This window comes from Streptomyces sp. NPDC041814 (genome assembly GCF_055590565.1).
Genome location: NZ_JBVJAM010000005.1, coordinates 98,200 through 119,728, shown reverse-complemented (window position 1 = coordinate 119,728; position 21,529 = coordinate 98,200). Strand labels below are relative to the sequence as shown.

The 21,529-nt window shown below is 69.0% G+C and carries 18 protein-coding genes and 1 pseudogene; 11 read left to right on the top strand and 8 right to left on the bottom strand.

Going from position 1 to position 21,529, the window contains the following annotated elements:
* The first annotated feature begins 59 nt into the window (after positions 1-59).
* The 3 genes from ACZ6C6_RS15275 to ACZ6C6_RS15265 all read left to right on the top strand — a co-directional run bounded on the left by ACZ6C6_RS15275 (position 60) and on the right by ACZ6C6_RS15265 (position 5,303).
* Positions 60-4,115, top strand: a complete 4,056-nt coding sequence (locus ACZ6C6_RS15275; RefSeq protein ID WP_469202893.1) for an SGNH/GDSL hydrolase family protein — start codon at positions 60-62, stop codon at positions 4,113-4,115.
* Between the two features lie 240 nt (positions 4,116-4,355).
* On the top strand, positions 4,356-4,808 hold the full coding sequence (locus ACZ6C6_RS15270) for a peptidoglycan-binding domain-containing protein (RefSeq protein WP_469202891.1): 453 nt from the start codon (positions 4,356-4,358) through the stop codon (positions 4,806-4,808).
* Positions 4,809-4,856: 48 nt separating this feature from the next.
* Positions 4,857-5,303 carry a peptidoglycan-binding domain-containing protein gene (locus ACZ6C6_RS15265; protein ID WP_469202889.1) on the top strand — a complete coding sequence of 149 codons (447 nt, stop codon included), beginning with the start codon at positions 4,857-4,859 and terminating at the stop codon, positions 5,301-5,303.
* Between the two features lie 79 nt (positions 5,304-5,382).
* Here ACZ6C6_RS15265 and ACZ6C6_RS15260 read toward each other — a convergent pair whose 3' ends face one another.
* Positions 5,383-5,571: a DUF397 domain-containing protein gene (locus ACZ6C6_RS15260; RefSeq protein WP_469202887.1), complete on the bottom strand. Its 189-nt coding sequence runs from the start codon at positions 5,569-5,571 to the stop codon at positions 5,383-5,385.
* On the bottom strand, positions 5,568-6,422 hold the full coding sequence (locus ACZ6C6_RS15255) for a helix-turn-helix domain-containing protein (RefSeq protein ID WP_469202885.1): 855 nt from the start codon (positions 6,420-6,422) through the stop codon (positions 5,568-5,570). The genes ACZ6C6_RS15260 and ACZ6C6_RS15255 overlap by 4 nt, the downstream gene beginning before the upstream one ends.
* 123 nt (positions 6,423-6,545) lie before the next feature.
* On the opposite strand from ACZ6C6_RS15255, the gene ACZ6C6_RS15250 reads away from it, so the two are divergent.
* Together ACZ6C6_RS15250 and ACZ6C6_RS15245 are read left to right on the top strand one after the other, a co-directional pair.
* The gene (locus ACZ6C6_RS15250; RefSeq protein ID WP_469202883.1) at positions 6,546-7,043 is read left to right on the top strand and encodes an ATP-binding protein; all 498 of its coding nucleotides are present in this window, start codon (positions 6,546-6,548) and stop codon (positions 7,041-7,043) included.
* Positions 7,044-7,078: 35 nt separating this feature from the next.
* Complete coding sequence (locus tag ACZ6C6_RS15245; protein ID WP_469202880.1) at positions 7,079-7,720, top strand: DUF6928 family protein; 642 nt, start codon at positions 7,079-7,081, stop codon at positions 7,718-7,720.
* Here the strand turns inward: ACZ6C6_RS15245 and ACZ6C6_RS15240 are convergent.
* Both ACZ6C6_RS15240 and ACZ6C6_RS15235 read right to left on the bottom strand, forming a co-directional pair.
* The gene (locus ACZ6C6_RS15240) at positions 7,709-8,482 is read right to left on the bottom strand and encodes a class I SAM-dependent methyltransferase (protein WP_469202878.1); all 774 of its coding nucleotides are present in this window, start codon (positions 8,480-8,482) and stop codon (positions 7,709-7,711) included. The genes ACZ6C6_RS15245 and ACZ6C6_RS15240 overlap by 12 nt on opposite strands.
* A gap of 300 nt (positions 8,483-8,782) precedes the next feature.
* Entirely contained in the window at positions 8,783-9,163 is a 381-nt protein-coding gene (locus ACZ6C6_RS15235; RefSeq protein WP_469202876.1) for a hypothetical protein, read from the bottom strand.
* A gap of 895 nt (positions 9,164-10,058) precedes the next feature.
* On the opposite strand from ACZ6C6_RS15235, the gene ACZ6C6_RS15230 reads away from it, so the two are divergent.
* Together ACZ6C6_RS15230 and ACZ6C6_RS15225 are read left to right on the top strand one after the other, a co-directional pair.
* Positions 10,059-11,705, top strand: coding sequence for a hypothetical protein (locus tag ACZ6C6_RS15230; protein ID WP_469202874.1), 1,647 nt, complete (start codon positions 10,059-10,061; stop codon positions 11,703-11,705).
* Positions 11,705-12,100, top strand: coding sequence for a hypothetical protein (locus ACZ6C6_RS15225; protein ID WP_469202872.1), 396 nt, complete (start codon positions 11,705-11,707; stop codon positions 12,098-12,100). The genes ACZ6C6_RS15230 and ACZ6C6_RS15225 overlap by 1 nt, the downstream gene beginning before the upstream one ends.
* Before the next feature lie 35 nt (positions 12,101-12,135).
* Here ACZ6C6_RS15225 and ACZ6C6_RS15220 read toward each other — a convergent pair.
* A pseudogene (locus ACZ6C6_RS15220) lies at positions 12,136-13,978 on the bottom strand (TerD family protein).
* A gap of 290 nt (positions 13,979-14,268) precedes the next feature.
* On the opposite strand from ACZ6C6_RS15220, the gene ACZ6C6_RS15215 reads away from it, so the two are divergent.
* Complete coding sequence (locus tag ACZ6C6_RS15215; protein WP_469203335.1) at positions 14,269-15,027, top strand: MerR family transcriptional regulator; 759 nt, start codon at positions 14,269-14,271, stop codon at positions 15,025-15,027.
* 84 nt (positions 15,028-15,111) lie between these two features.
* The gene (locus tag ACZ6C6_RS15210) at positions 15,112-15,651 is read left to right on the top strand and encodes a putative immunity protein (RefSeq protein WP_469202870.1); all 540 of its coding nucleotides are present in this window, start codon (positions 15,112-15,114) and stop codon (positions 15,649-15,651) included.
* A 19-nt stretch (positions 15,652-15,670) separates the two neighbouring features.
* On the opposite strand, the gene ACZ6C6_RS15205 is transcribed toward ACZ6C6_RS15210, so the two are convergent.
* The gene (locus ACZ6C6_RS15205; RefSeq protein WP_469202868.1) at positions 15,671-17,086 is read right to left on the bottom strand and encodes a lamin tail domain-containing protein; all 1,416 of its coding nucleotides are present in this window, start codon (positions 17,084-17,086) and stop codon (positions 15,671-15,673) included.
* Between the two features lie 163 nt (positions 17,087-17,249).
* On the opposite strand from ACZ6C6_RS15205, the gene ACZ6C6_RS15200 reads away from it, so the two are divergent.
* On the top strand, positions 17,250-17,666 hold the full coding sequence (locus ACZ6C6_RS15200) for a hypothetical protein (protein WP_469202866.1): 417 nt from the start codon (positions 17,250-17,252) through the stop codon (positions 17,664-17,666).
* 13 nt (positions 17,667-17,679) lie between these two features.
* Here the strand turns inward: ACZ6C6_RS15200 and ACZ6C6_RS15195 are convergent, their stop codons facing one another.
* A complete protein-coding gene (locus ACZ6C6_RS15195; RefSeq protein WP_469202864.1) occupies positions 17,680-18,684 on the bottom strand; it encodes a helix-turn-helix domain-containing protein in 1,005 nt (334 codons plus the stop codon).
* Positions 18,685-19,000: 316 nt separating this feature from the next.
* Here ACZ6C6_RS15195 and ACZ6C6_RS15190 point away from each other — a divergent pair, with 316 nt between their 5' ends.
* Positions 19,001-19,606 (top strand): RICIN domain-containing protein, encoded by a 606-nt coding sequence (locus ACZ6C6_RS15190; RefSeq protein WP_469202862.1) that lies wholly within the window; start codon positions 19,001-19,003, stop codon positions 19,604-19,606.
* Between the two features lie 678 nt (positions 19,607-20,284).
* Here ACZ6C6_RS15190 and ACZ6C6_RS15185 read toward each other — a convergent pair.
* Positions 20,285-21,505, bottom strand: coding sequence for a hypothetical protein (locus tag ACZ6C6_RS15185; protein WP_469202860.1), 1,221 nt, complete (start codon positions 21,503-21,505; stop codon positions 20,285-20,287).
* Between the last annotated feature and the right edge of the window lie 24 nt (positions 21,506-21,529).

The following is a 21,529-nucleotide window of genomic DNA, read 5'->3' as shown; positions in this document are numbered from 1 at the left end:
CCGGGGCGGGGGGGTGCCGTAGGGCGCCCCCCGCTTCCGCGTACGTGAGGAGAGGGAAGTTGAGACGCAGCACGTTCACCCGCCTGCGCGCCGCAGCGGCCTCTGCGGCCGCCATCGCCGTAGCGCTCGGACTCGGCCTGTCGCAGGCATCCGCCGACAGCCCGCCACCACGAGCGGCCGACGGCTGGTCCGCCGAGACGGAGACCGCGCTCAGGGACGACGACGCGGTCGAGGACGCGCAGCCCGCGTTCAAGCCCTCGGTCGTGGCGAAGGACCGCCGCGCCGCCGTACTCGGTGCGGACTACGCCGACTCCTCGGACCGGGCGTTCACCACCTCCGGCGACGCCACGGGCTTCCACGTGATGGTGGCCGAGGAGAGGAAGGGGTACGGGTGGCGGACCGCGGCCACCCTGTCCGAGGCCGGCTTCGACACGGACACCTGGGTCGGCAACGCCTGCGTGACGGAGTCCGGCCGGTACGCCGCCGTCGCGTACGCGCCCCGGACCTTCACCAACAAGCCCGAGCTGATGAGCCGCGGCGCCTTCACCGCCATGGTCGACCTCGACACCGGAAGCGTCCGCAAGCTGCCCTTCCAGGCGACCCTGGGCTACTTCTCGCCGGGTTGCGGCAGCGGCGAGGAAGCGGTCTTCTCCCAGTTCACCGATGAGGTGTCCTCGGACGCCTCCGAGACGCGGCTGATCACCGTCGCCGCGCCGAGCGGGACCACGCACAAGGCCCGCATCGGCGGGCAGATCACCTCGGCCGTACCGGCAGGCGGACACATCGTCGCCGCCCAGGGCCACCGGATCGTGCGGATCGACGGCCGGAAGGTACGCGTGGTGGCCCGGACCCACGGCGTCCCGTTCCAGCTCAAGCCGGACGCGGACGGCGGCGTCACCTTCATCGACCGGCTGCCCGGCGCGACCCGGTCCGCCGCGCAGGCCGACGCCGAGTCCGAAGCGGCCGTCGCGCGTGTCAGCTCGGCGCAGCAGCGCTCACCGGCGGCGAAGAACACCGCGCAGAGGCTGGCGAAGGGCAAGCTGACCGCCTTCGACCTGGCCCGAGCGGCGGACGGCACGGTCTTCGTCACGGGCACGGCCCGTACGGAGCCGGGCACGAAGCTGCCCGGGTCGGTGCGGAACCCGGGCGGGATCGCCAAGGACGTGCGGGTCTCCAGCCACGGGCGTGCCGTGCTGTCCACCGGGCAGGCGGACGGCAAGGACTCGCCCACGCACCCGGAGGACGAGCTGTCCGCCCGCCCGGCCCGAATCACACTGACGTCGCTGGGCACCGGCGAGAGCGTGACGCTCGACGCCGTGCCGGACCGGCGCGTCGGAAGCGCCACAGCGCGGCGGACCTCCGTCACCGCCAGCCCGGCGCTACCCGAACCGGCCGCTGCGGGGGCGACTTCATCGGCGATGCCGCCGGTCGAATCCGACCGCACGTGCTCGGTGCCGCGCGGTGACGTCAAGCTGCAGGCGTACCAGCCGACACCGCGGCAGATCGAGTGGGCCGTCGACCAGGCCGTCGTCAGCAATCTGAACGCGAAGGCGAGCCGGCCGGCCGACTGGCGGAACACCGGGATGCCCGCGTACTCCCCGCAGTCGCTGTTCCCGCTGAGCCCGTTGAGCGGCGGAACGGGATCCGACTGGCGGATTCCCGCGCAGATCCTGCTCGGCATCACCGCGCAGGAGTCCAACATGTGGCAGGCCACTCGGTACGCGGTCCCGGGGGTGTCCGCCAACCCGCTGATCGGCAACTACTACGGCGTGAGCTACGCATCGGACGGCGAGCAGGGTGATCCCTGGGCCATCAACTGGTCGGAGGCGGACTGCGGCTACGGGGTCACCCAGGTCACCGACGGCATGCGGCTGCCCGGCAAGGGGCAGCCGACCCTGTCCGAGACCCAGCAGCGGGCCGTCGCGGTGGACTACGCCGCGAACATCGCTGCCGGGGCGGACATCCTCGCCGATAAGTGGAACCAGACCCGCGCGGACGGCCTCGTCGTCAACAACGGCGAGCCCAAGTGGATGGAGAACTGGTTCTACGCGCTGTGGGCCTACAACAGCGGCTACTACCCCAAGGCGGAGGCGGCGACCAAGAGCGGCAAGTGGGGCGTCGGGTGGACCAACAACCCGGCCAACCCGCTCTGGAAGGAGAACCGCCTGCCGTTCCTGGAGGCGTCGAACGGTGACGACGACTACAGCCACGCCTCGCACCCGCAGGACTGGCCGTACCAGGAGAAGGTCATCGGGTGGGCGGCCCGGCCGATCTCGGCGATGTTCCGGCCCGGCGACTACCAGCCCGGCTATCGCCAGGCCACCTGGAACCAGGTGGAGTACCGGACGATGGCGAAGCCGCCGATCAGCCTCTTCTGCGACACCACCAACGACTGCGACCCGTCGAGGATCGACGAGGGCGCGACGAACGACACCGGCGGCGGGCCGTGCCTGCTGCCGGGCGACAGCTCCGACCCGCTGTATCTGAAGTGCTGGTATCACCAGCCGGTGACGTGGAAGGAATGCGGCAGCGCGATGCGCGCGTGCGGCTACCCACTGCACCGCTTCAACACGACGTATCCGGAACAGGACGACCCGAATCCGCCCGTGTACCCGCCGCGCTGCTCGGCCGAGCTACCCGCGGGCACCCTGATCGTCGACGACGTGGCGGACGGCGTCACCCCCACCGGCGCGTCCACGGCGACATCCACCGGCCCGCCGCCGCGCAGCTGCGGCGCGGTGACCTCCAAGGCCGGCACGTTCGGCTTCGACTTCCCCGACCCGTCGGGCCGGATGGACCTGCACCAGATCGGTGCCGGACACGAGAATCACTTCTGGTTCTCCCACACCTACCGCCAGTACGGTACCGAAGCACCCAGGACGAAGGTCACCGGTACCTGGACGCTGGGCACGGCCCACCGGGGCTGGATGCGGGTCTGGGTGCACCTGCCCGACCACGGCGCGCATACGCGGCAGGCCCTCTACACGGTCTCCGGGACGGACTCGACCAGCCCGCAGCGGGCCAAACCGCAGCGGGTGATGTCCAACAAGTGGGTCTCCCTGGGGGCCTTCAACTTCACCGGCACACCCCAGGTGTCCCTGTCGAACATCACCAAGGACGGCAACGGCACCGAGGACATCGCCTGGGACGCCGCCGGGTTCGAACCGCTGGACCGCAAGCCGGCGCACCAGATCGTGACCATGGGGGACTCGTACGCGTCCGGTGAGGGCGTGACCGAGGGTCCGGGCGGCGTCGACTATTACCCGGAGAGCGACTACTACGACGGGAGGACCGAGGCGACGAAGAACTCCTGCCACCGCTCCACGAAGGCCTGGTCACGGCAGGCGGCCCTGCCCGGGACGTCCACGTCGATCGGTGCGCGGGCCGATGCCATGGACCCGACACTGGACTTCCAGTTCGTCGCCTGTTCAGGAGCCCGGCACTACCACATCCTCGGTGAGGGGCAGAACGGGGAGCTGGGCCAGATCGAACAGGGCTACCTCGATCAGCACACCACCATGGTGGCTTTGTCGATCGGCGGGAACGACATGCGGTTCGCCGACGTCGTGGCCTCCTGCATCAACCCTCTGGTGCTCGACTGCCGCAATACGTCTCTTGCGGCCGTCGATCCGAGTACGGGGGAGAAACTCTCCTACGAGACGGGGCCACTGAGTCTGTGGGCTCCCGAGTGGGCCCACCAGATCATCCGTCCGCGTCTGGCCGGCATGCTGCGGACGATCCAGGAACAGGCGCCGAACGCGCGCATCGTGCTGATGGGGTACCCGCGGCTACTGTCCCTGGACGTGTGCCTGGACCTGATCACCACCGACGAGAAGGTGTGGCTCAATCATCTGGCGGACGTGGTGGCCGCTGAGATGGCGGGAGCTGTCGACGACGCGAATACGCGCTTCGGCACAAACGCCGTGTTCTCTGACCCACGCGACGAGTTCGCGGGGAAGGGCATCTGCGGCAACCCCGAAGGGCTGCACGGCATTATCCTGACCGGCCATTCCGAGGCGGACAGCCGGCCGAACTCGATGAAGTCCTTCCACCCGACCGTCGTGGGCGCCCGGCTGTATGCAGACAGCCTGGAACAGACGCTCAGCGGCGGCTGACGGCACCGGCCGTACGACCGCGGTCCGGCGCCGCGCAGCCGGCGGCGGCCCGCCATCGGCTGACGTTGATCGCCCTCGCTGCCAGGGCCATTCGGAGGCCGACAACTACCCGAACTCCGCGAAGTCCTTCCACCCGAAGATCGCGAGAGCGCGCCTGTACGCGGACAGCCTCGAAGCCACGCTCGGTGCGGGCTGAACCGTCGTACGCGCGAAGTCACCCATCACAAGGAGCAGGAGTACATGCGCAACACAGGACTACGAACCATCGGCACCACGGCCACCATCATCGCTGCGACGGCCGCCTTGCTCGGCACGGCTGCCCCAGGCGCCTCGGCGGCGACCGGTGACCCGTACTTCTGCAACACCTATTTCCGCGACTTCAACAGCTCGAACGCCCAGCACATCTCCACGTACGCGGACATCCCGTACAGCTACGGGATCTACAGCACGGAGTGCAAGCTCCGGAAGGGCGACCACGGCAGCGGAGTGAAGGCGCTCCAGCGGAGCCTGAAGAAGTGCTACAAGCAGAGCATCGCGATCGATGGTTCCTTCGGCTCGGCGACGTTCACGGCCCTGAAGAACGCCCAGAAGAAGCTCGGCCTCACAGCCGACGGCGTGTACGGGTACAACACGAGCCGCGCCATGAAGTGGCCGTACTTCGCGCCCGGCGGAGTCCTTTTCGCCTGCCACTGATTCAGCTGCTCCGACAGTTCCGAACGGTCTCGAAGAAGGGAACACCTCATGAACACACGCACACGACGGCTGAAGTCCTCCGGCGCGGTGACCCTCGCGCTGGGAGCGCTGCTCGGCGGCGCCCTCGTCTGGGCACCGACGGCGGCGGCGGTGGCACCTTCATGCACCGGCGTCGAGAACAAGTACGAGGGCTCCTACGTGACCTCGACCCCCATGGGATTCGACACGGCTGCCGGCAGATTCACCCCCTCATGCACCCTGCACCAGGGGGCGGCCAACGCGGCCGTGAAGTCGCTCCAGCGCAATATGAACGCCTGCTACCGCACGGGCCTGGACGTGGACGGCAAGTTCGGCGCCGCCACCTACGCGGCGGTGAAGTCCGTGCAGCGCCGGGTGGGTGTGACCGTGGACGGCAAGTACGGCCCGCAGACAAGGAAGGCCATGGTGTGGGCCCACTGGTCCCGAACGACCGGAAAGATGGTCGCCTGCTTCTGATACGGCGCGGCCGATGACGAGAGCCCTGCCGGTCCGCCTCGGACCGGCAGGGCTCTGGCGCGTACAAGCGCTGCCTGTACTACTTCGCCGTGGCGAGTCCGACGAACCCGGCCCAGGCGTTCTGCGACACGCGGAGGACGGGTCCGGCCGCGTCCTTGGAGTCACGGACGTGCACGGCTCCGGCAGCGGTCGCGACCTCGATGCAATCGCCGCCCTCGGCGCCGCTGTAGCTGCTCTTGAACCAGGCGAGGGGCTCAGCGTTGTTCATAGCTCTCCCAGCAACTTCTCGATGAACGCCAGTGACTCTCGCGGGGTGAGAGCCTGCGAACGGATGATCCCATAGCGCGCTGCGGCGAACGCCGCCTGCTTCGGGTCCGTCTCCAGCGAACTCGTTCCCTGTGCCTCGACGTACAGGAATTTCTTGCCGTCCTCGCGAGTGACGACGGTGAACGGCCCGTCCACACCCGAGTTTTCCACCGAGTCGAGCGGCATGACCTGAAGCTCGACGTTCCGCCGCTGACCGATCAGAAGAAGGTGCTCCAACTGGCCTCGCAGTACCTCAGTGCCGCCAAACTTTCGGCGCAGTACCGACTCGCACATGACGAAGCTGAGGAGCGGCGCGGGGCGGCGGTCGAAGATTTCCTGGCGGGCCAGCCGGGCCGTCACCCGCTGCTCGATGATCTCTGAGTCGAGAACAGGACGCCGGAGAGCAAGAACTGCCCGCATGTACTCCTCTGTCTGGAGGAGCCCCTTCACAACCAGCGTGTCGTACGACAGCAGCTCGATCGCCTGCTTCTCCAACTGGGCCATGCCCTGGAAGAACACCGGGTACTGCGCGTTCTCCACCGGCTCTTTCCACACCGTCAGCAGGTTGTCCGCGCCCAGCTCCTTGTCGGCCTGGTCGATCGCCCTCGGCGGCGGGATCCTCCGGCCCTGTTCGAAGGAGGCGATGGTGGACGCCGAGTACCCCAGGCGTCGGCCCAGCTCGTCCCGCTGCATGCCTGCCCGTACGCGTAAGGTCTTCAGGCTCTGCCCGAAGGCAATGACCACGTTCTGGCCCGCCTTGTCCGCCGCTTGGACGCCGTCCATCTCCCCGGGGTCCACCTGCTCAGCCGTCATCGCACCCTGCCTCGCTCGATCGCGCCGCGTTCCGCCTACCGGTGCCGTCAGCGCGCGTACAAGGAGATCGCGTCGGTGCGTCACCACTGGTCACGCTACGCCACGGCGAGGACGCTCGTAGCCATGACGAGCAACATCGACAGCCCCCACCGCACCACGCAACCCACCCATCACTTCGCCCACTTGGGCACCCCGAGCTTCGACATGCGGTTCACCTCCACGCCCCGGGGCGCCAGGCTGGCCCGCCGCCTGTCGGCGGTCCGGCTGGACGCGTGGGGGCTGCCGTACGGGACGGAGACGCACGAGGCGGTCGTCCTGATCACGGCCGAGCTGACGGCGAACGCGGTGCGGCACGGGCACGTGCCGGGGCGGGACTTCCACCTGCTGCTGCGCGTCGTGGAGCGGCCCGGTCCGACCGCGCGCATCGAAGTGACCGACACCCGGGGCGAACGGGTCCCGCCCCGCCCCGGCAAGCTCCCGGACGCGGGGCTCGCGGACGACGGGCGCGGCCTGCTGCTGGTTGAGGGCCTGGCCACCCGCTGGGGCTGGTATCCCAGGACGCAGGCACCGGGGAAGACGGTGTGGGCGGAGTACGAGATTCCCCGGCCGGCCTGCGATTGACGCGGCTGTCAGTGCTCGGGGCTAGCGTGCGGCGCATGGGAGCGAAGACAGCACTACTGGCGTACGCGGACGGGGACGTGGCCCCGGCACTGAAGGCGGCCGGTGAGCCGCGGGCAGCGAGAACGGCGGAGTTGGTCGCCCGGGTGTTCCCGGGTCGGGGGCTGGTGTCGACGGAGGGGGATGTCCTGGCCGAATCGACGTATCCGCCGGAGGGCATCACGTACGCGGCGAGCTTCACCGGAGTGGACGTGGTCTGCGACCGGCGGCTGATGTTCGACCGGCCGTCGGGACTCCCGGCGCACCTCTTGGAGGCCGCCGAGGGCCGTCGCGTGATCCTGCACGCGATGCACAGCGTCTCGGACTGGCTGGCGTTCGCGGTCTGGGAGGAGGGCCGCCTCCGCCGCTCCCTGAGCCTGTCGCCGGACGGCGGCATCGTGGAGAACGTCGGCGACCCGTTCCCCTTCGAGGCGCCGTACTGGGCGGGCGACCGGGCGATGGAGGATTACGCGCTGCCGTTCCACCCCCTGGAACTGGGCAACGAAGCCCTCCGGTCCCACTTCGGCTTCCTGCTGGAGGGCAGCCCCTCGCCCGAGGACGTCGACGCGGACAAGGTCACCTTGCTCGGCTTCGCCCTCACGAACGATGGTGCGGTTCGCCGTCCGAGGTCAGGTCGCTGAGGTGCCCCTCCAGAGGCGCGCACCGGCGGCGAAGACGATCGGGTCCATGGCGGACAGTTCCGCCCGTACCCGGGCTTCGAACTCGGTACGCGCATGGGCGGGGAGGGCGTCGAAGTAGGCGCGGGAGCCGTGGGAGAGCCCCCAGTCCAAGAACGTGTCGGCGTCCGGGACGGGGAGGCGCTGCTCGACGGCGGCCTCACCGATGCCGCTGAACCCCGCGGTCGGGAGCAGCCGCTCTGCGTCCAGGGGGCGACTGAGCCGGCCCTGACCGTCGGGGATCAGACGCTGGAACTCCTGGAAGAGGGCCCCGTAGAACTCCCACTCCGGCGCGTCCTCGACGTCGCCCGGGACGGAGAAGGAGAACACCCCACCGGGAGCGAGAACGCGCCGGACCTCCTGGAACGCAGCAGCTGGATCATCGAGCAGATGGACGACGAACCCCGCGCGGACCAGGTCGAACGAGCTGTCGGGATACTCCGGCTGATGAACGCCCATCACTCGCGCCTCGCGGACCTGCGGGTACTGGACCGCCAGCCGCTCGACCATCCCGGGAGCGCAGTCCACGGCCGTCACCGGGCAACCTCGGCCAAGCGCGGCAGCGGTCAGCGCGCCGCGCCCGGCCCCCAGGTCGAGGACCCGGGTACCTGGCACCGGAGCGAGCCACGCCATGTGCTGCTGGGCGAACCCGGCGAAGAACGGCAGCACCTCGTCGTACACGGAGGCCAGTTGATCGAATAGGGCGGTGGCGCGTGCTGCGGTCATGGCCGGCCGTCTGGCAGGGGGGAACGGATGGCCCGCACACCCATTTCGGAACACCGGTGGACACCACCGCCACAGCGTCCGCCGCGTTCGTGAGAACCGTGCAGAAACTGGGTGGCCGGCCTGTCGACGCGGCCGAGACTGTCGCTGCCTACCGACGTGGAATCCCCGAGGTGGCCTGGAACGTCTCGTCGATCGCCAACTGCCTCCGGAGAGGCGGCCATCTACTACGAGGAGCTGGAGAACGCCGCACCGGGCGTCCACTTCCAGTTCAGGTCGCAGCCCAGGGACTGTACCTGCCAGTCAGTCCGCTTGGCCCGTCGGCGCCTCTTGGCCGCTCCGTGCGGCCCGAACGGCGGGCAGGCTCTCGGTGACTGCGTGCGCGTATCTGGCGAGAAGCGGCGTCACCTCGTCATGCAGGGTGGAGAGCCGGTCGTACTCGTTGATCTGCTCCGGTGTCCAGGGCTCGTCGCTGTCTTCCAGTTCCGACAGGCGCAAGGTGGCCGTGGACGCGCGGACGAGGTCCCGGGAGGCACTCAGGAGGCGCTCGCCAACTTTGCCGGGGGCGTGGTCGAGGAGCACATCAAGGTCAGCGGGGCCGGGCAGTGCTGGAATGCCGAGGTCGAGCCAGTGGCTTCCCCAGAGGCGGCGCCTTCGTGCTTCCGGGTCGGCGTTCTCCGTCACCTCGACCTCCCCCTGCGCGTTCTGCCGCAGGGACAGACCTGAACGGGCAGCCAGATCCGTGGCCGCGACTGTCCTTCGCGTATCTGCCGGCCAGCCTCAGGCGGAGGGAGAGCGCCACGGACTCAGCGCTGCAAGGCGCCTCCTGCCCCTCGGCGCGCAGCTGGAGTCCGCTCTCGCTGTGCGCGTTCAGCTCCTCCGCACGGTGCTCGGCGGCCTGCCACTCCTGGACAAGGGCGGTAGAGCAACGGGCGAGGCTGACGAGGTCCCATCGATCTCCGGAGCGGTAAGGGGTTCGGCTGCCGGAGCCAGGTCCGGCCTGGCACCGGAATGTGAGGGATCGCGACGCATGGCGGACTCCCAAACCATGGGAGCGGCGGTCGAGAGGGGCCTGCGGAAGCCCTCGCGGCCACGGACAACAGGCGACCGTAGTACTTGTAGTGATGGGCCGTACAGAAAACGGCGCAATGCGACTTACGAGCGGTCCAGTGGCGCCCGGGAGGGGGCGGGTTCGCCCATCATCTCCCGGAGTCGCCAGGGCGTTCTAAGCCAATCGTCAGCAGCGGGTTCCGGTCGCACGGTTGAGCCGGCCGGATGGGTAAGCCAGCAATGTGCGGATCGCGGCAGTCATTGTGGCTGAGATCGCGCCAAACCGTTGATCGCGAACGGCTTTACATGATGTCGACTTTGCGCTCTGGCGGTCCCTGTCGTTACTTGTGAAGATGCCCGCCGTACCAATGAACGGGGGAACAGTGTGGGTGGCGCTTGGGGTACCAAAGCCCGGCAGAAGAAGACCGACGGTTGGGCGACCGATGGGGGGCCAGGAGTGCCTGTCCAGCGCTCCCAGCCTGTGGTGGACACTCCGCGCCCGGCTGAGGTCGATCCGACGACCACGGAAGTGACGAAGTTTCTGTGCCAATCGGTTTACGCGCGGCCAGATCGAGTTGCGGCTCTCAAGGCGTGGTGGCGCAAGGCGCGTGGCAAGAAGTCCGCCCCCAGCAAGCCACGTCGCAGTACCCGGAGACCCATCTATCTGGACGGTAGCGACGACTGCCCACCGCTCGGCGAGGCTGCGGCGCAATGGATCAACGATCACGTCTTCAACGGGCCTCCGATGCCTGTGCCTTCCTATGGTGTCGACCTTGTGCCGGTGGTGGCGCACAGTCTGCGTGCCCTGCGCCGCCGCCGACTGCGCCGAGTGCTGTTCGTGGTGCTTCTCGGGGCGGCTGCTTATCTGTCGCCGTGGGCGACGGCATTGTGGATAGTCTGCGCCGTCACAGCCTTTGCCATGAGGTGGGCGGCCTTCCGCGCCCAGCGCAAGTCGAAGAACACCCGACTGTCGCGCCGTCCGCGCCTGTCCTACGTGCCGCTCCTCGTCCCGTGGGCATTGGCCATGATGCCGTTCGAATCGTCATGGAGCACCTTCCTGTCCGTGCGGCTGGGCCTGGTAGTCGTGCCCGTCGGCTATCTCGCGGGGATGGCGATGATCTACGTGGTCGACCGCCTGGTTGCGAGAGCGGCGCTCTCCGTGCTGAGTCGTACGCAGGTCTCCCGGGGCGCGCTGCCCTGGGTGAGGGGAAAGCGCAAGGGCAGGTTGGACAGAATGGGGGAGGGCCAGGAGGGCAGGCTGCTTCCTTACGACACCGCACAACACTTCGTCGGTGCTGGACGTGATCACTGGGGTGCCGCCCACATCAATATCCCGCTGAAGCCCAAGGACCGGGATGAGCCGGTCAAGTCGTTCGGTGAAGCCGAGCTTCTTCGGTGCGTGGGCAAGTCCCTCGACGAGCTGGGGCGCGGAGTCCGGGAGATAACGGACCCGCTCCCCGGATTCTCCATGGAACGCGTTCTGGGTCTGCCGTCCCACCTCTGGCTCCAGCGCACGCGCGAGGGCGACCCGGAAGCCCCTGACCTGAACGGCCGGGGTCGCAAGTCGCCTTCCAGCGAGCCGGCTCGGCTCTACCTGCGTGCTCAATGCATCACCTGGGGCGGACAGGTCGTGGTAAGCATCTTCGTCCATGCCGCACTTGAAGCAGGCGAGCTGCGCCTCACCGTGCGTCCACATGTGAACACCCCTCTCTACAACGAACTGCGAGGGACGACGAATCCCCTCTCCCGGAACGGCCTGCGCCTGATGGGCTGGCTCGCAGTGCAGTCGGTACTCGACGCCGTCGTGGGCCCGATGACCCTCTGGCGCCTGGTGGCACAGATCGCACGAGGGGAACCCACCCCAGGGCGCACCGAGGAAGAGGATCCGGTGAGTCTTCGCGACCGGTATTCGACGGAGGAAGTCTCCGACATGCACCAGAGCGACGACGCCAAACGCCATGTCGTTCTGATGGAGACACGCGTTTTCCGCGCCGTCGCCACCTACCTGCAGGAGCGTGGGATCGACACGACCGCCTACGAGCAGCAAGTGGACGCGGTCACCAACAACATTCAGATCTACGGCGACAACAACGCACCCATCCAGAACGTCGTCGGGAACGGCAACAGCGGCATCGGGCAGAACTCCACCAGCCAGAAGAGTCAGGGAGGCAAGTAATGGCCATCGGACGACGGCGTCAGGAACCCGAGCTTGTTCATGGAGCAGGCATCAGCATCGGCGGCAACAATACTGCTCCGCTTCAGAACGTCGTAGGTGACAACATCTCACATGTGCACCAAAACACGAGGGTGGAGGGCGTCACTGACGTTGACTCTGTACGCGAGTTGCTGGCCACATTCCGCCTGGACCTGGAACGGAACGAGCCACAGGTGGAACACGCAGATGCCCTGCGGGCAATGGCGGCCAGTGTCGACAACTCCCTTGCTGAGCCCGCCGAACGGGTAGGCGCACTGCGAGGAATCGCGCAGGCCCTCCCAGCCCTCGTCGTAGGGAGCGTGGTCCAGCAGAGTGGCGAGGCGCTCGCTCAGGCCATCGGCGGGTTGGTGAACTGAGCAGCTGCCAGGCGGAGGTGTTCCCGCCCGGCGCATCAGTCCTCGATGTCCACGCCGTATCCTCTGGCGAGGGCCGCGAGCCCGTGGTCGTACCCCTGTCCGATGGCGCGGAAGCGCCATACGGGCCCGCGGCGGTAGAACTCGGCCAGGATGAGGGTTCGTTCGGTGGTGGCGGCGTCCAGCGTGGCGCGTGCCATAGGGGCAGCACTTTCGCCGGGGGCTGACGCTGATCTGGACGGCGCCAACCTCACCGAAGGTACGGTCACCATCGATGGCGGCCGCCACGACAACCCTGTGTGAGGCGGGAGGAAGGGCGCCGAGGTTCACGTCGATTGACTGATCTGCGGGACCGTCGGTGCGCAGTCTGACGGTGCCGTCCGGATTCTCCGGAGCTCCGTAGAAGACGAAGTCCTCGTCGAAGGTGACCTGCTCGTCCTCATCGAGCACGAAAGCGACGACGTCGACGTCGCACCCTCCCCGCGGTGCCCAAGTAGTGGTGGCGTGCCAGGGGAACAGTTCTTCTCCGGGGGAGGGCATCGGCAGATTGACAACGCCGCCGCGAGGCAACACCAGAGACGGCGCTGGGTGGAGGGCGCCGGTCTGGTGTGCCGGCTCGCCTTCCGGCGGCGCTGCCGCGGCCGGATGGGCGAGCCATGCCTCGTCATGGACGGGTAGCCCAAGGTCGGCGATCTTGGCCAGGCGGCGGTCTGTGTGCCCGTCGGTCAGGCGGACGACGTCAGTGACGCTGCGGGAGAGGTTGACGGCGGCCGATCCGCCCAGGTCCACGATCCGGGCGCGGGCAGCGGCGGCGGCCTCGTGCGGCCCGCCGATGACGAGTACGCGCCGCCCCGCCAGAGGCTTGCCTGCGGCAGCACTGATGGGCGCTACCGCCGTTGGCCGTGGTGCTGGAACGACCGCGGTGACGGCCTCCGGCCTTTTGGTTTGCGGAGTGGCTTGGTGCGGGGTGCCGGCCTGCACCGACCCGAGCAGTTGAAGGAAGTCGTGCTCGTCGATAACCGGCACGCCCTCGGAGGCCGCCCTCCGCGCTTTGGCCGATCCCGACGTGGACTCGTTGGTGACGAGCGCACTGGTGTGCCGGCTGACTGACGACATCATGTTCAATCCCGCGGCGACCGAACGGGCGACCAGCTCGGCTCGCGATGTCGCCGTCTGCCCCGTGATAGCAATCTTCATTCCCTGAACGAGCCGGCCACTCGGCTCCAGGCGCCCTGGATTCCGATACACGCACGGGGCCTTCGGCGGTTGCGGGGCGAACTGTGGGTCCTGGCGCGGCGGGCATGTCACGAATGGCAGCGGGAGATCGAGCCGGACCGCCTCGTGCAGGGTGGCGCGGAAGATCCCGGCCAGCACGCGTGTGTCGTCCAGCGCGTCATGTGCCTGCGTCTGCGGTACGCCGTAGTAGGCGGCCAGGGAGCCCAGCTTCATGTCATGTGTCGGCGGGTCCACCTGCCGGTTGAGCGCCAAGGTGCACAGGCGGCGAGTGACCGGCAGGTAGAGCCTGGCGCGCGCGAACTCGTGGGCCAGGAAGTCGTAGTCGAACTGAGCGTTGTGAGCCACCAGGACGCGGTCCTGAAGCAGCGCCCCGAGCCGCCCGGCGATCTGGTCGAAGGTTGGCGACCCGTTCAGACGTTCCTTAGTCAGCCCGTGCACCTCCACCGGCCCCGGATCGCACCCGGGATTGAGCAGCGTGGAGAATTCGCCGGTCTGCTCTCCGTCGGGATCCATGGTCACGACCGCGATCGACAGGACGCGATCCCGCCGAGGAATGAGCCCGGAAGTCTCGACATCGACCAGCACCCAGTCATGGGCGTAGTCACTCATGACGGACATGTCGAAAGAGGGCATGACGAGACTCATGGCGCTAAGGATGCGGCGATGTGCGGCTCTCCTACAAGCTGTATACCCCTTTACCCCGATTGGAGAGGCTGATCGGCGTGTGGGGCGGCATAGAGCCGGCGCTCAAGCCTGCGGCCAAGTGCTTAGAAGGCACCTGCTCCGTAGTGCAATCCTGTGGGCGTGCGGCCCCTGGCGACGAGTGCGCCCACTGCCCGACGCAGCGCCTTGCCGTTGACGTAACGGCAGCTTCTACGGTCGTGGGACAGGGCCGGAAACACCGGCCCGGAACGGCGAAGCGCGGGGTGACGGTGGTGGAGTGGTCGATCGCTGAGGTGGCCCGGATGTCCGGGGTGACCGCGCGGACGCTGCGGCACTACGACGCGATCGGTCTCCTGCCGCCCGCCCGTACGGGGGCGGGCGGGCTGCGGTACTACGGCGAGCGCCAGCTCCTGCGGCTCCAGCAGATCCTGGTCCTGCGGGAGCTGGGGCTCGGGCTGGAGGACATCGGCCGCGTCCTGGCCGAGCAGGTCGACGCGGTGGAGGCCCTGCGCGGCCACCACCGGCGGCTGCTGGCCGAACGGGACCGGCTCGACACGCTGGCCACCACCGTCTCGCGCACGATCGCCGAACTGGAACAGTCCAGGAAGGACGACGCACCCATGACCATCAACCGACCGGAGAACCTGTTCGAGGGCGTACAGCCGACCCAGTACCAGGAGAGCCTGCGCGACTTCCCGGCCCACGCCGAGCGGGTCGCCCAGCACGTCGCCGCGATGAGCCCGGAGGACATCGAGGCCGGGCAGCGCGACCGCACGGCCCGCATGATCCGCCTCGCCGAGCTCCGGGCCGCCGGGCACGCGGCCGATTCCGCGCCGGTCCAGGCCGAGATCGACGCCCACTACCGGCTGCTCTCCGCGCTGCGACCGGTCACCGCCGACGAGCACCTGGCCATGGGGCGCTCCGTCGTGGACAACCCCGACTGGCGCGCTGCCTACGAGGCGATCGCCCCCGGCCTCGCCGCGTTCCAGCGCGATGCCATCGAGGCGTACACGGCCGAACGCCTCGCCTGAAAGCGGATGGGGGCCGCCCCGGCGGACGGGGCGGCCCCTCGGAGCCGTAAAGCCAGACGCGGGCCATGTGCGACGATCGCTCGAATGACGGGCGTGAGCGGGGATTTCGAGCTGTCCATGGGCGAGCTGCGTGTCGTGGCGCGGTACGCCGCCGAGGCGGCGCAAGGCGTCCTGGCGGTGTTGGAGGACGCCCACCCCGACGACGGCAGGCCGCGGGCCGCCCTCGCGGCGGCCCGGGAGTTCATCGACGGCGCGCCCCGGACCAGGCTCCAGCGCGTCACGTCGATGGACGCGCACCGGGCGGCGAAGGACGCGGTCACCGAAGCCGCACGGCTGGCCGCGCAGGCGGCGGGCGACGCCGCGTCCGCCGCCTACCTGCACCCCCTCGCGAAGGCCCACCAGGTCGGTCACATCCTGCGGGCCGCCGCGAACGCCGCCCGCATCGCGGAGATCGAGGCGGGGGAGGACCCCGAGGCCGGGAACCGGGTGCTCGAAGAGGCCCGCGAACGGGCCACCCCCGCCCTGATCGACGTCCTCCGCCGCTACCCGCCCGCGCCCGGCGGCAGGAGCCGCGCCGCGCACCTCATGGCCGCGCTGGACGCCTCCCTCCGCCGGGCGCCGTGACCGCGTGCCCGCGCCCCGCTCAGCAGCTGACGCTGCCCCGTCGCAGGGCGTGCCCGCCGTCGTTGGCGTCGTCCGACCAGTACACCGGCTTCGAGCCCGACACGCACTCGTCGGCGCCGGACAGCGCGAAGCCCTCGTTGTTGTAGTTCGGCATGCCGGAGGGGCGGTTGTACGTGCCGGTCACGGCGAACGTGCCCGCCGCGTTCACCGTCAGCGTCTGGTGGCGGCCGTCGCAGGTGTCGTCGCAGACCGCCCACAGGCGCGACGCCTGGGGCTCCCACTGGAGTTCCATCACGCCGGACAGGCCACTGCTGAAGGAGGCGATCCGGGTGTACGAACCGGAGTCGGCGAGGACGTAGCCGTAGACCATGCCCGTGCCCTCGACGCCGACGAAGAAGACGCCGTTGCCGTGGGCGCCGTAGTGGGCCGGGTCGTACGCCGCGCCCGTCGAGGCGTCCTTGAGACCGGCGCCCGTCAGCGACGCGTCCGGCACCCAGGCGATCGCTTCGAGGCCCAGGTTGGAATCGGTCGACGGGAGGTCCGAGGTGAGGTTCCACTCCTTGGCGGCCGTCAGCGACGAGCCCGAACCGCTCACGTCGTACCGCAGCACCGACAGGCGGCTCGTGCCCGAGGCGTCCCCGTTCCGCTCGCTCGCCACGAAGATCCCGCCCGGGGTCGCGGTCACCCCCTCACTGTCCGGGCTGCCGGAGCCGCCCGGGAAGCGCAGGGTCTTTCCCGAGGACCAGCCGTTCGCGGTGTCCGGCTTCCAGCCGCCGGACCCGTCCCGCACCAGGCGCCACAGCTTGCCGCTGTTCTGCGCCGCCCACAGCACGCTGCCGTCCTGGTAGAGCCCGCTCAGGTCCTCGCCGAAGACGTTCGAGCCGTCCGCGGTGGCGACCGCGCTGCCGCCCGGCCACGCCACGGGGGTCGTCGAGCCCCCACCCGTACCGCAGTCGTTCGCGGCGCCCGGAGTCACCGACGCCGCCTGCCTGAACGCGCCGGTGCCGTCGGGGCAGCGGGACCAGGACGGACCGGAGTGCTTCGTCCACGAGAAGCCGTCCACCTGCGTCGTGCCGTCCGCGAGATAGAGCCGCGCCTCGTCCGCGGACCCGAGCCCGAACGCGCCGCTGACGTCGAACGTCCGGAAGCCGCCCGGCGCCAGCGTCGTGCCGGAGGGGATCTCGTACGCGTGGTCCTCGTCGTCGTCCTTCAGGATCCAGCCCGAGACGTCGACCGACGCGGTGCCCTTGTTGTACAGCTCGACCGAGTCGTTCACGTCGCCGGTGGTCACCACCTCGTTGATCCGTACGTCATCGGCCGGAGCCGCCTGCGCCGCCGGAACGCCGGTCAGCGCACCGGCCGCCAGCAGCGGCGCGGCGACGAGGAAACGGGCGAGAGCGCGGGGCCGCCGGGGGCGGGAGGGCGATGCGTTCACGTGGGTCCATCCTGAGGTCGTCGTGGGGCGGGCGGCCCGACGCTCCCGGCCCAGCCCTAACAAGGAGCCACCCCCCAGGGAGACTTCCCGCGAACGCCGGACAAATTCTCCTGGTCCGAGCCTCCCGGAGGGCGGCTCCGGAGGGATGACTACTCTCATGCCCATGTCATCCCAAGGACGCAACGCCGGAGCCACCGTCTGCATCGTCATGGCGATGCTCAGCCTGATCGCGGCGGTGATCCTCGCCGCGGTCGCGATGTCCGATTCCGCAAAGGTGTCGGACAAGCCCCTGGGCGAGTACGCCAGCGAACTCAGCCTCTTCGAGGACGCCGACTGCGAGCCCAAGCAGGAGGGCACCCCGCCCGACCAGCTCTTCGAGAAGTGCTACTTCGAATACGAGGCCCAGACCCAGAAGGACGCGGCACTCTGGTCCCGCGAGATCGCGTCCCGCCAGTCGGCCGCGCAGACCAAGGGCTACCTGGCGATCGTCCTCGGCCTGTTCGGCGTGACCTTCGCGGTCTTCGCCGCCATCCCCGCGGGCAGGCGCGAGGACCCCGCCCCCGCCCCGGCCTCCGCCTGATCCGTCGCCGACGTCAGTGGCCGTCGTGAGCGAGGGATTCGCCCCCGTGTGCGCGGACCGCGGCGACGGGCTGTCCGGTCCAGCGCCGGACGGCACGACGCAGGCTGCCCGCGTCGGTGTAGCCGACGCGTTCGGCGATGGCGGAGAGGGGGAGCTCGGTCGAGGAGAGCAGACGGAGCGTGTGCTCGCGGCGCAGTGTCTGGAGCTCCTGCGACCAGGCGGTCTGATGTTCGTCGAGGCGGCGCTGGAGTGTGCGGGGGCTGAGCGACATCCGACGCGCCGTGGACGCGAGCGTGGGGATTCCCGCGTCCGGGGCGGCGCGGAGAGCGGCGCGGAACAGGTCGAGCCAGTCGCGCAGCGGGATCGACTGATCGAGCAACTGCTCCGCGTGTCTTCGGAGAAGGGCGGACAGGCCGGGCGCGTGGGGTTGCGGCGCGCTGAGGTCGGCGGTCCTGAAGGTGATGGAGTTGACCGGACCGGCGAAGTCGATCGCGCGGGTCCCGTACAACTGGACGAGACTCTGGTGGGTCCGCGGGGCGCGGGCCGCGAGGACGACCCTGACCGGCACGATGGCGCGGCGGGTGCTCCCGCTGATCCGGGGCCGGAACAGGCTCAGGGAGTAGGCCCGGATGGCGGACGCGATCTCGTCGCTGAGGTCGGCCGCATTGATGTGGCTGAGCGTGATGTGCTGCTCGTCCTCCTCGATACGGAGGGCCTCCGTTCCGGCGTCGGCCACGGTCGCGACGAAGTGGGCGGCATCGCGCAGTCCTTCGAGGGGCGTCGGTGCCTGAGTGAGCAGGTAGTCCCAGAGTCCCAGTGACCCCAGAGGGCTCTGGCGGGCCATGTGCGAGGAGACCTCGTGCCATGGCGCCTGAAGGGTCATGAGTTCCCAGATGCGGACGTTGGTGGACGCCGGAGTCCGGTAGCGGTCGTCCGCCAGGTGCCGGGGGGCCATACCGACGAGACCCGCGTACGCGGCCGGGCTGACTCCGAGCCGTGCGGCGGCCGCGGCGTTCACACGGGTGAAGGATGCCGCCGTCGTGCCGGCCAGCTGCGGAAGGTCCGTGGCCTCAGGACCTTCCTGCCAGCGGTGCCGGGGACGACGCTGGCGCGTGAAGCCCGGTGGGTGGCACGTCGAGTCCTTTGCGGGCGGGACCGTTGGATCTAGCGTCATGTCCTGCCCCTCGGCCGAAGAAACGTCCCCGGGAACCTCTGTCCCAGGGGCGAGTTCCGTCGTGCCGAAGGGTAACGCGGACGCCGTTTCGTATCGCGGAGGGGGCGATACGGAGCGGCCATGCGGGCCAGGTCACCACACCACTCAGGAGGCTTTATCCATGCGGAAGACCTTCGCGTCGGTCGCGGCCGTCATCGGGCTGATCGCCCTGTTCGCCAGTGCGCCCGGCGCCGCGGCCTCGACCGACGACCCGACCGTGCCGTCCGCCGTCGTCACGGCCGATCCCGCACCTGACTTCACCGTGCACAACCTGTCGGAGGGTGTGGTGGTGGAGGAGGGCGACTCCGGAGAGGACCGCCCCTTCACGTACGGCAACATGGTCAACTACCTGTACAGACTATGCCTGGATGACAGCAGCAACTACGGGCTCCGGGCGCACAAGTGCGACAACGAGAGCTACAACAACGGCTACCAGTCGTGGCGGGCCGCGGTGGACGGCGACTACATGCAGTTCAAGAACGCGAAGACTCACCTCTGCCTCGACGGCAGCAGCCTTCGGGGCGTACGTACGCACACCTGCAATGACGCGAGCTACAACAACGGCTACCAGAAGTGGCGGACGTACTGGGCTCCCGGTGGCCAATGGGTCAGTTGGCAGAACGTGGCCACGGGGACGTGCCTGGACTACAGCTCCGGTCATGGCCTGCGCCTGCACGACTGCAGTTGGGCGGCCTGGAACAACGGCTACCAGGCGTGGAACAAGTGAACCGTCGCCACCGCACCCCGTCCTCTCCCGCTGAGCGGCGGGCCGGGGTGCGGCGGCACCTTGCACCTCAGATGTCCCGGAAGAGGCCAGCCAGCGAGGTGACCTGCGACGATGAGAGGGAATTGGTCGCTGACCTGGGAAAATGGTCTTTCAGCTGCTTCATGCTCGTGCCAGTTGATGAAGCCGAAAGTCCCAGAAAAGTCCCAGAGCGCTCCCACGGCTGACGGAGGCTCTTTCGGCTTCACTCGACGTAGGGCAGCGTGGCGGGCCGGGGCTGAGCGCTGGAGGTCGACCTTTGTTCCTCCGCCGCGATGGGCAGCTCACCTCCGCTAGCGCGGAGAGCACGTCTGCTGGCCTACCCGGGCGCGTCGGTTCAGCTTCGCCGTTTCACATCCGAAGGCGCGCAGGTTCCAAGGTTCCTGGACGCCACCCGCATGCAACCCGCACCCGGACAGCCGAATTCTGCCGCCTGAGGGTCGGGTTCGTCCCGGGTCGGCAGGAACAGTTGCTCTGGGGGCCAGTGCCGACTCGCGCGGCTCCGACCTGCTGAAACGGTGCACGAACCGCTTATGCACCGCGTCCAGTTCACCCGCCCCAACCTGACATCAGCAAGGTCCCCACCCATAACCACACCAACGACCGACCTGGCCACCAGTCACCGCAAGTACCGTTGCAGTACTAGAAGCCTCGCTCGTGCTCCCGCACGTAGGTGAACCCGCGTGGCAGCTCGTGCGGCCCGGCCAGACCGGCCCGCTGGTGATCGTCTCGATACGCGGCACGGGCCTCCGCACTGGCCTCCTTGCCGAGGTGGCCGATCCGCATCAGATGCCCGGCAACCCGGTGGGCGGCCAAACTGTAGGCCACCTCCGGTTCCGCATGGCGCAGATCCTCGCGGTCTGCCTCTCGCAGGACTGGCGCGTAGCACAGCAGTGGAACTGTCCTCTCTCCGCGCCGCCCCGGGTAGTGCAGCATGCCGGCCCGGTTCACGCTGCCCCCCTGCCAGGCAAGCAAGCCGCGCGAGAGGAGCCGCTCTATAGCCCCGTCGATCTTCTTCCTCGGCGGTCGTTCCGGCTGCGCCCGTTCCACCGTGTTCCAGACCAGCGCCTGCCGTGGCAGCAGCGCCCGGCCCTTCTCGTCGAGGTAGCCGAGTTTGCGCAATGTGATCAGCACGAGGTCCTCGACCCTGTCCACCCGGGCGTCGAACGCCGCCAGCTCACGCGTCATGATCCTCGGGTCGTGGACGTAGCGAACCACCGTGCCACCGAACACGACGGGGGTGTCCAGCGGCGAGTACGACAGCCGCAGCTGCCTCCACGTGTCCCACCGCACCGACACCCGCGTCCCCGGAAGGACGAACGGCTGCCATCCGACCCCGGTCAGCAGCGGCTCGGCGCCGCCGGTGTCGAGCCTGATGCCCTTCTGCCGGTCCAGTTCCTTGATGCGGTGGCGCCCGCGCAGAAAGGTCAGGTCGAGCGGTTCCTGAGGGGCGGCTCGGTCGGCCATCGCGGTCGGCACCGGGCATGTGCCGTGCAGGAGGTGCTTGGCACGGACGTAGAACTTCCATTCGACCGTGAGGCCGGTGTTGACCACCGAGTAGGGCGGCCCGCTGTCGAGTTCCTCGACGACGACCTGGGCGAGTTCTTCCTCGTGGGGAGCCGGAGCCTGCTCATCCTGTCGTGACCGCTGCTCCTCCTGAGGGGCGGATGCCTCCAGCCGCCCGTAACAGCCATTGCACAGCAGACGCTTGTTGTGTATCGCGACGAGACGCGCCTTCTTCGTCCGCACACACCGCGAACAGGTGAAGGACGTGACCACCTCCAGCCGGACGAGTTGAGTGTTGCCACGGGGCGGGTAGGTCTTCGCGACCTTCACGCCAAGAACATGCTCACCGACGTTCATGACAGCAGATCCCCCTGGATTCCT

Excerpts from the sequence above, each read along its gene's own strand:
- ACZ6C6_RS15270 (WP_469202891.1), top strand. The coding sequence starts at position 4,356 with ATGCGCAACACAGGACTACGAACCATCGGCACCACGGCCACCATCATC.
- ACZ6C6_RS15185 (WP_469202860.1), bottom strand. The coding sequence starts at position 21,505 with ATGAACGTCGGTGAGCATGTTCTTGGCGTGAAGGTCGCGAAGACCTAC.
- ACZ6C6_RS15210 (WP_469202870.1), top strand. The coding sequence starts at position 15,112 with ATGACGGGCGTGAGCGGGGATTTCGAGCTGTCCATGGGCGAGCTGCGT.
- ACZ6C6_RS15250 (WP_469202883.1), top strand. The coding sequence starts at position 6,546 with ATGACGAGCAACATCGACAGCCCCCACCGCACCACGCAACCCACCCAT.
- ACZ6C6_RS15200 (WP_469202866.1), top strand. The coding sequence starts at position 17,250 with ATGTCATCCCAAGGACGCAACGCCGGAGCCACCGTCTGCATCGTCATG.
- ACZ6C6_RS15190 (WP_469202862.1), top strand. The coding sequence starts at position 19,001 with ATGCGGAAGACCTTCGCGTCGGTCGCGGCCGTCATCGGGCTGATCGCC.
- ACZ6C6_RS15240 (WP_469202878.1), bottom strand. The coding sequence starts at position 8,482 with ATGACCGCAGCACGCGCCACCGCCCTATTCGATCAACTGGCCTCCGTG.
- ACZ6C6_RS15265 (WP_469202889.1), top strand. The coding sequence starts at position 4,857 with ATGAACACACGCACACGACGGCTGAAGTCCTCCGGCGCGGTGACCCTC.
- ACZ6C6_RS15260 (WP_469202887.1), bottom strand. The coding sequence starts at position 5,571 with ATGAACAACGCTGAGCCCCTCGCCTGGTTCAAGAGCAGCTACAGCGGC.
- ACZ6C6_RS15225 (WP_469202872.1), top strand. The coding sequence starts at position 11,705 with ATGGCCATCGGACGACGGCGTCAGGAACCCGAGCTTGTTCATGGAGCA.
- ACZ6C6_RS15245 (WP_469202880.1), top strand. The coding sequence starts at position 7,079 with ATGGGAGCGAAGACAGCACTACTGGCGTACGCGGACGGGGACGTGGCC.
- ACZ6C6_RS15255 (WP_469202885.1), bottom strand. The coding sequence starts at position 6,422 with ATGACGGCTGAGCAGGTGGACCCCGGGGAGATGGACGGCGTCCAAGCG.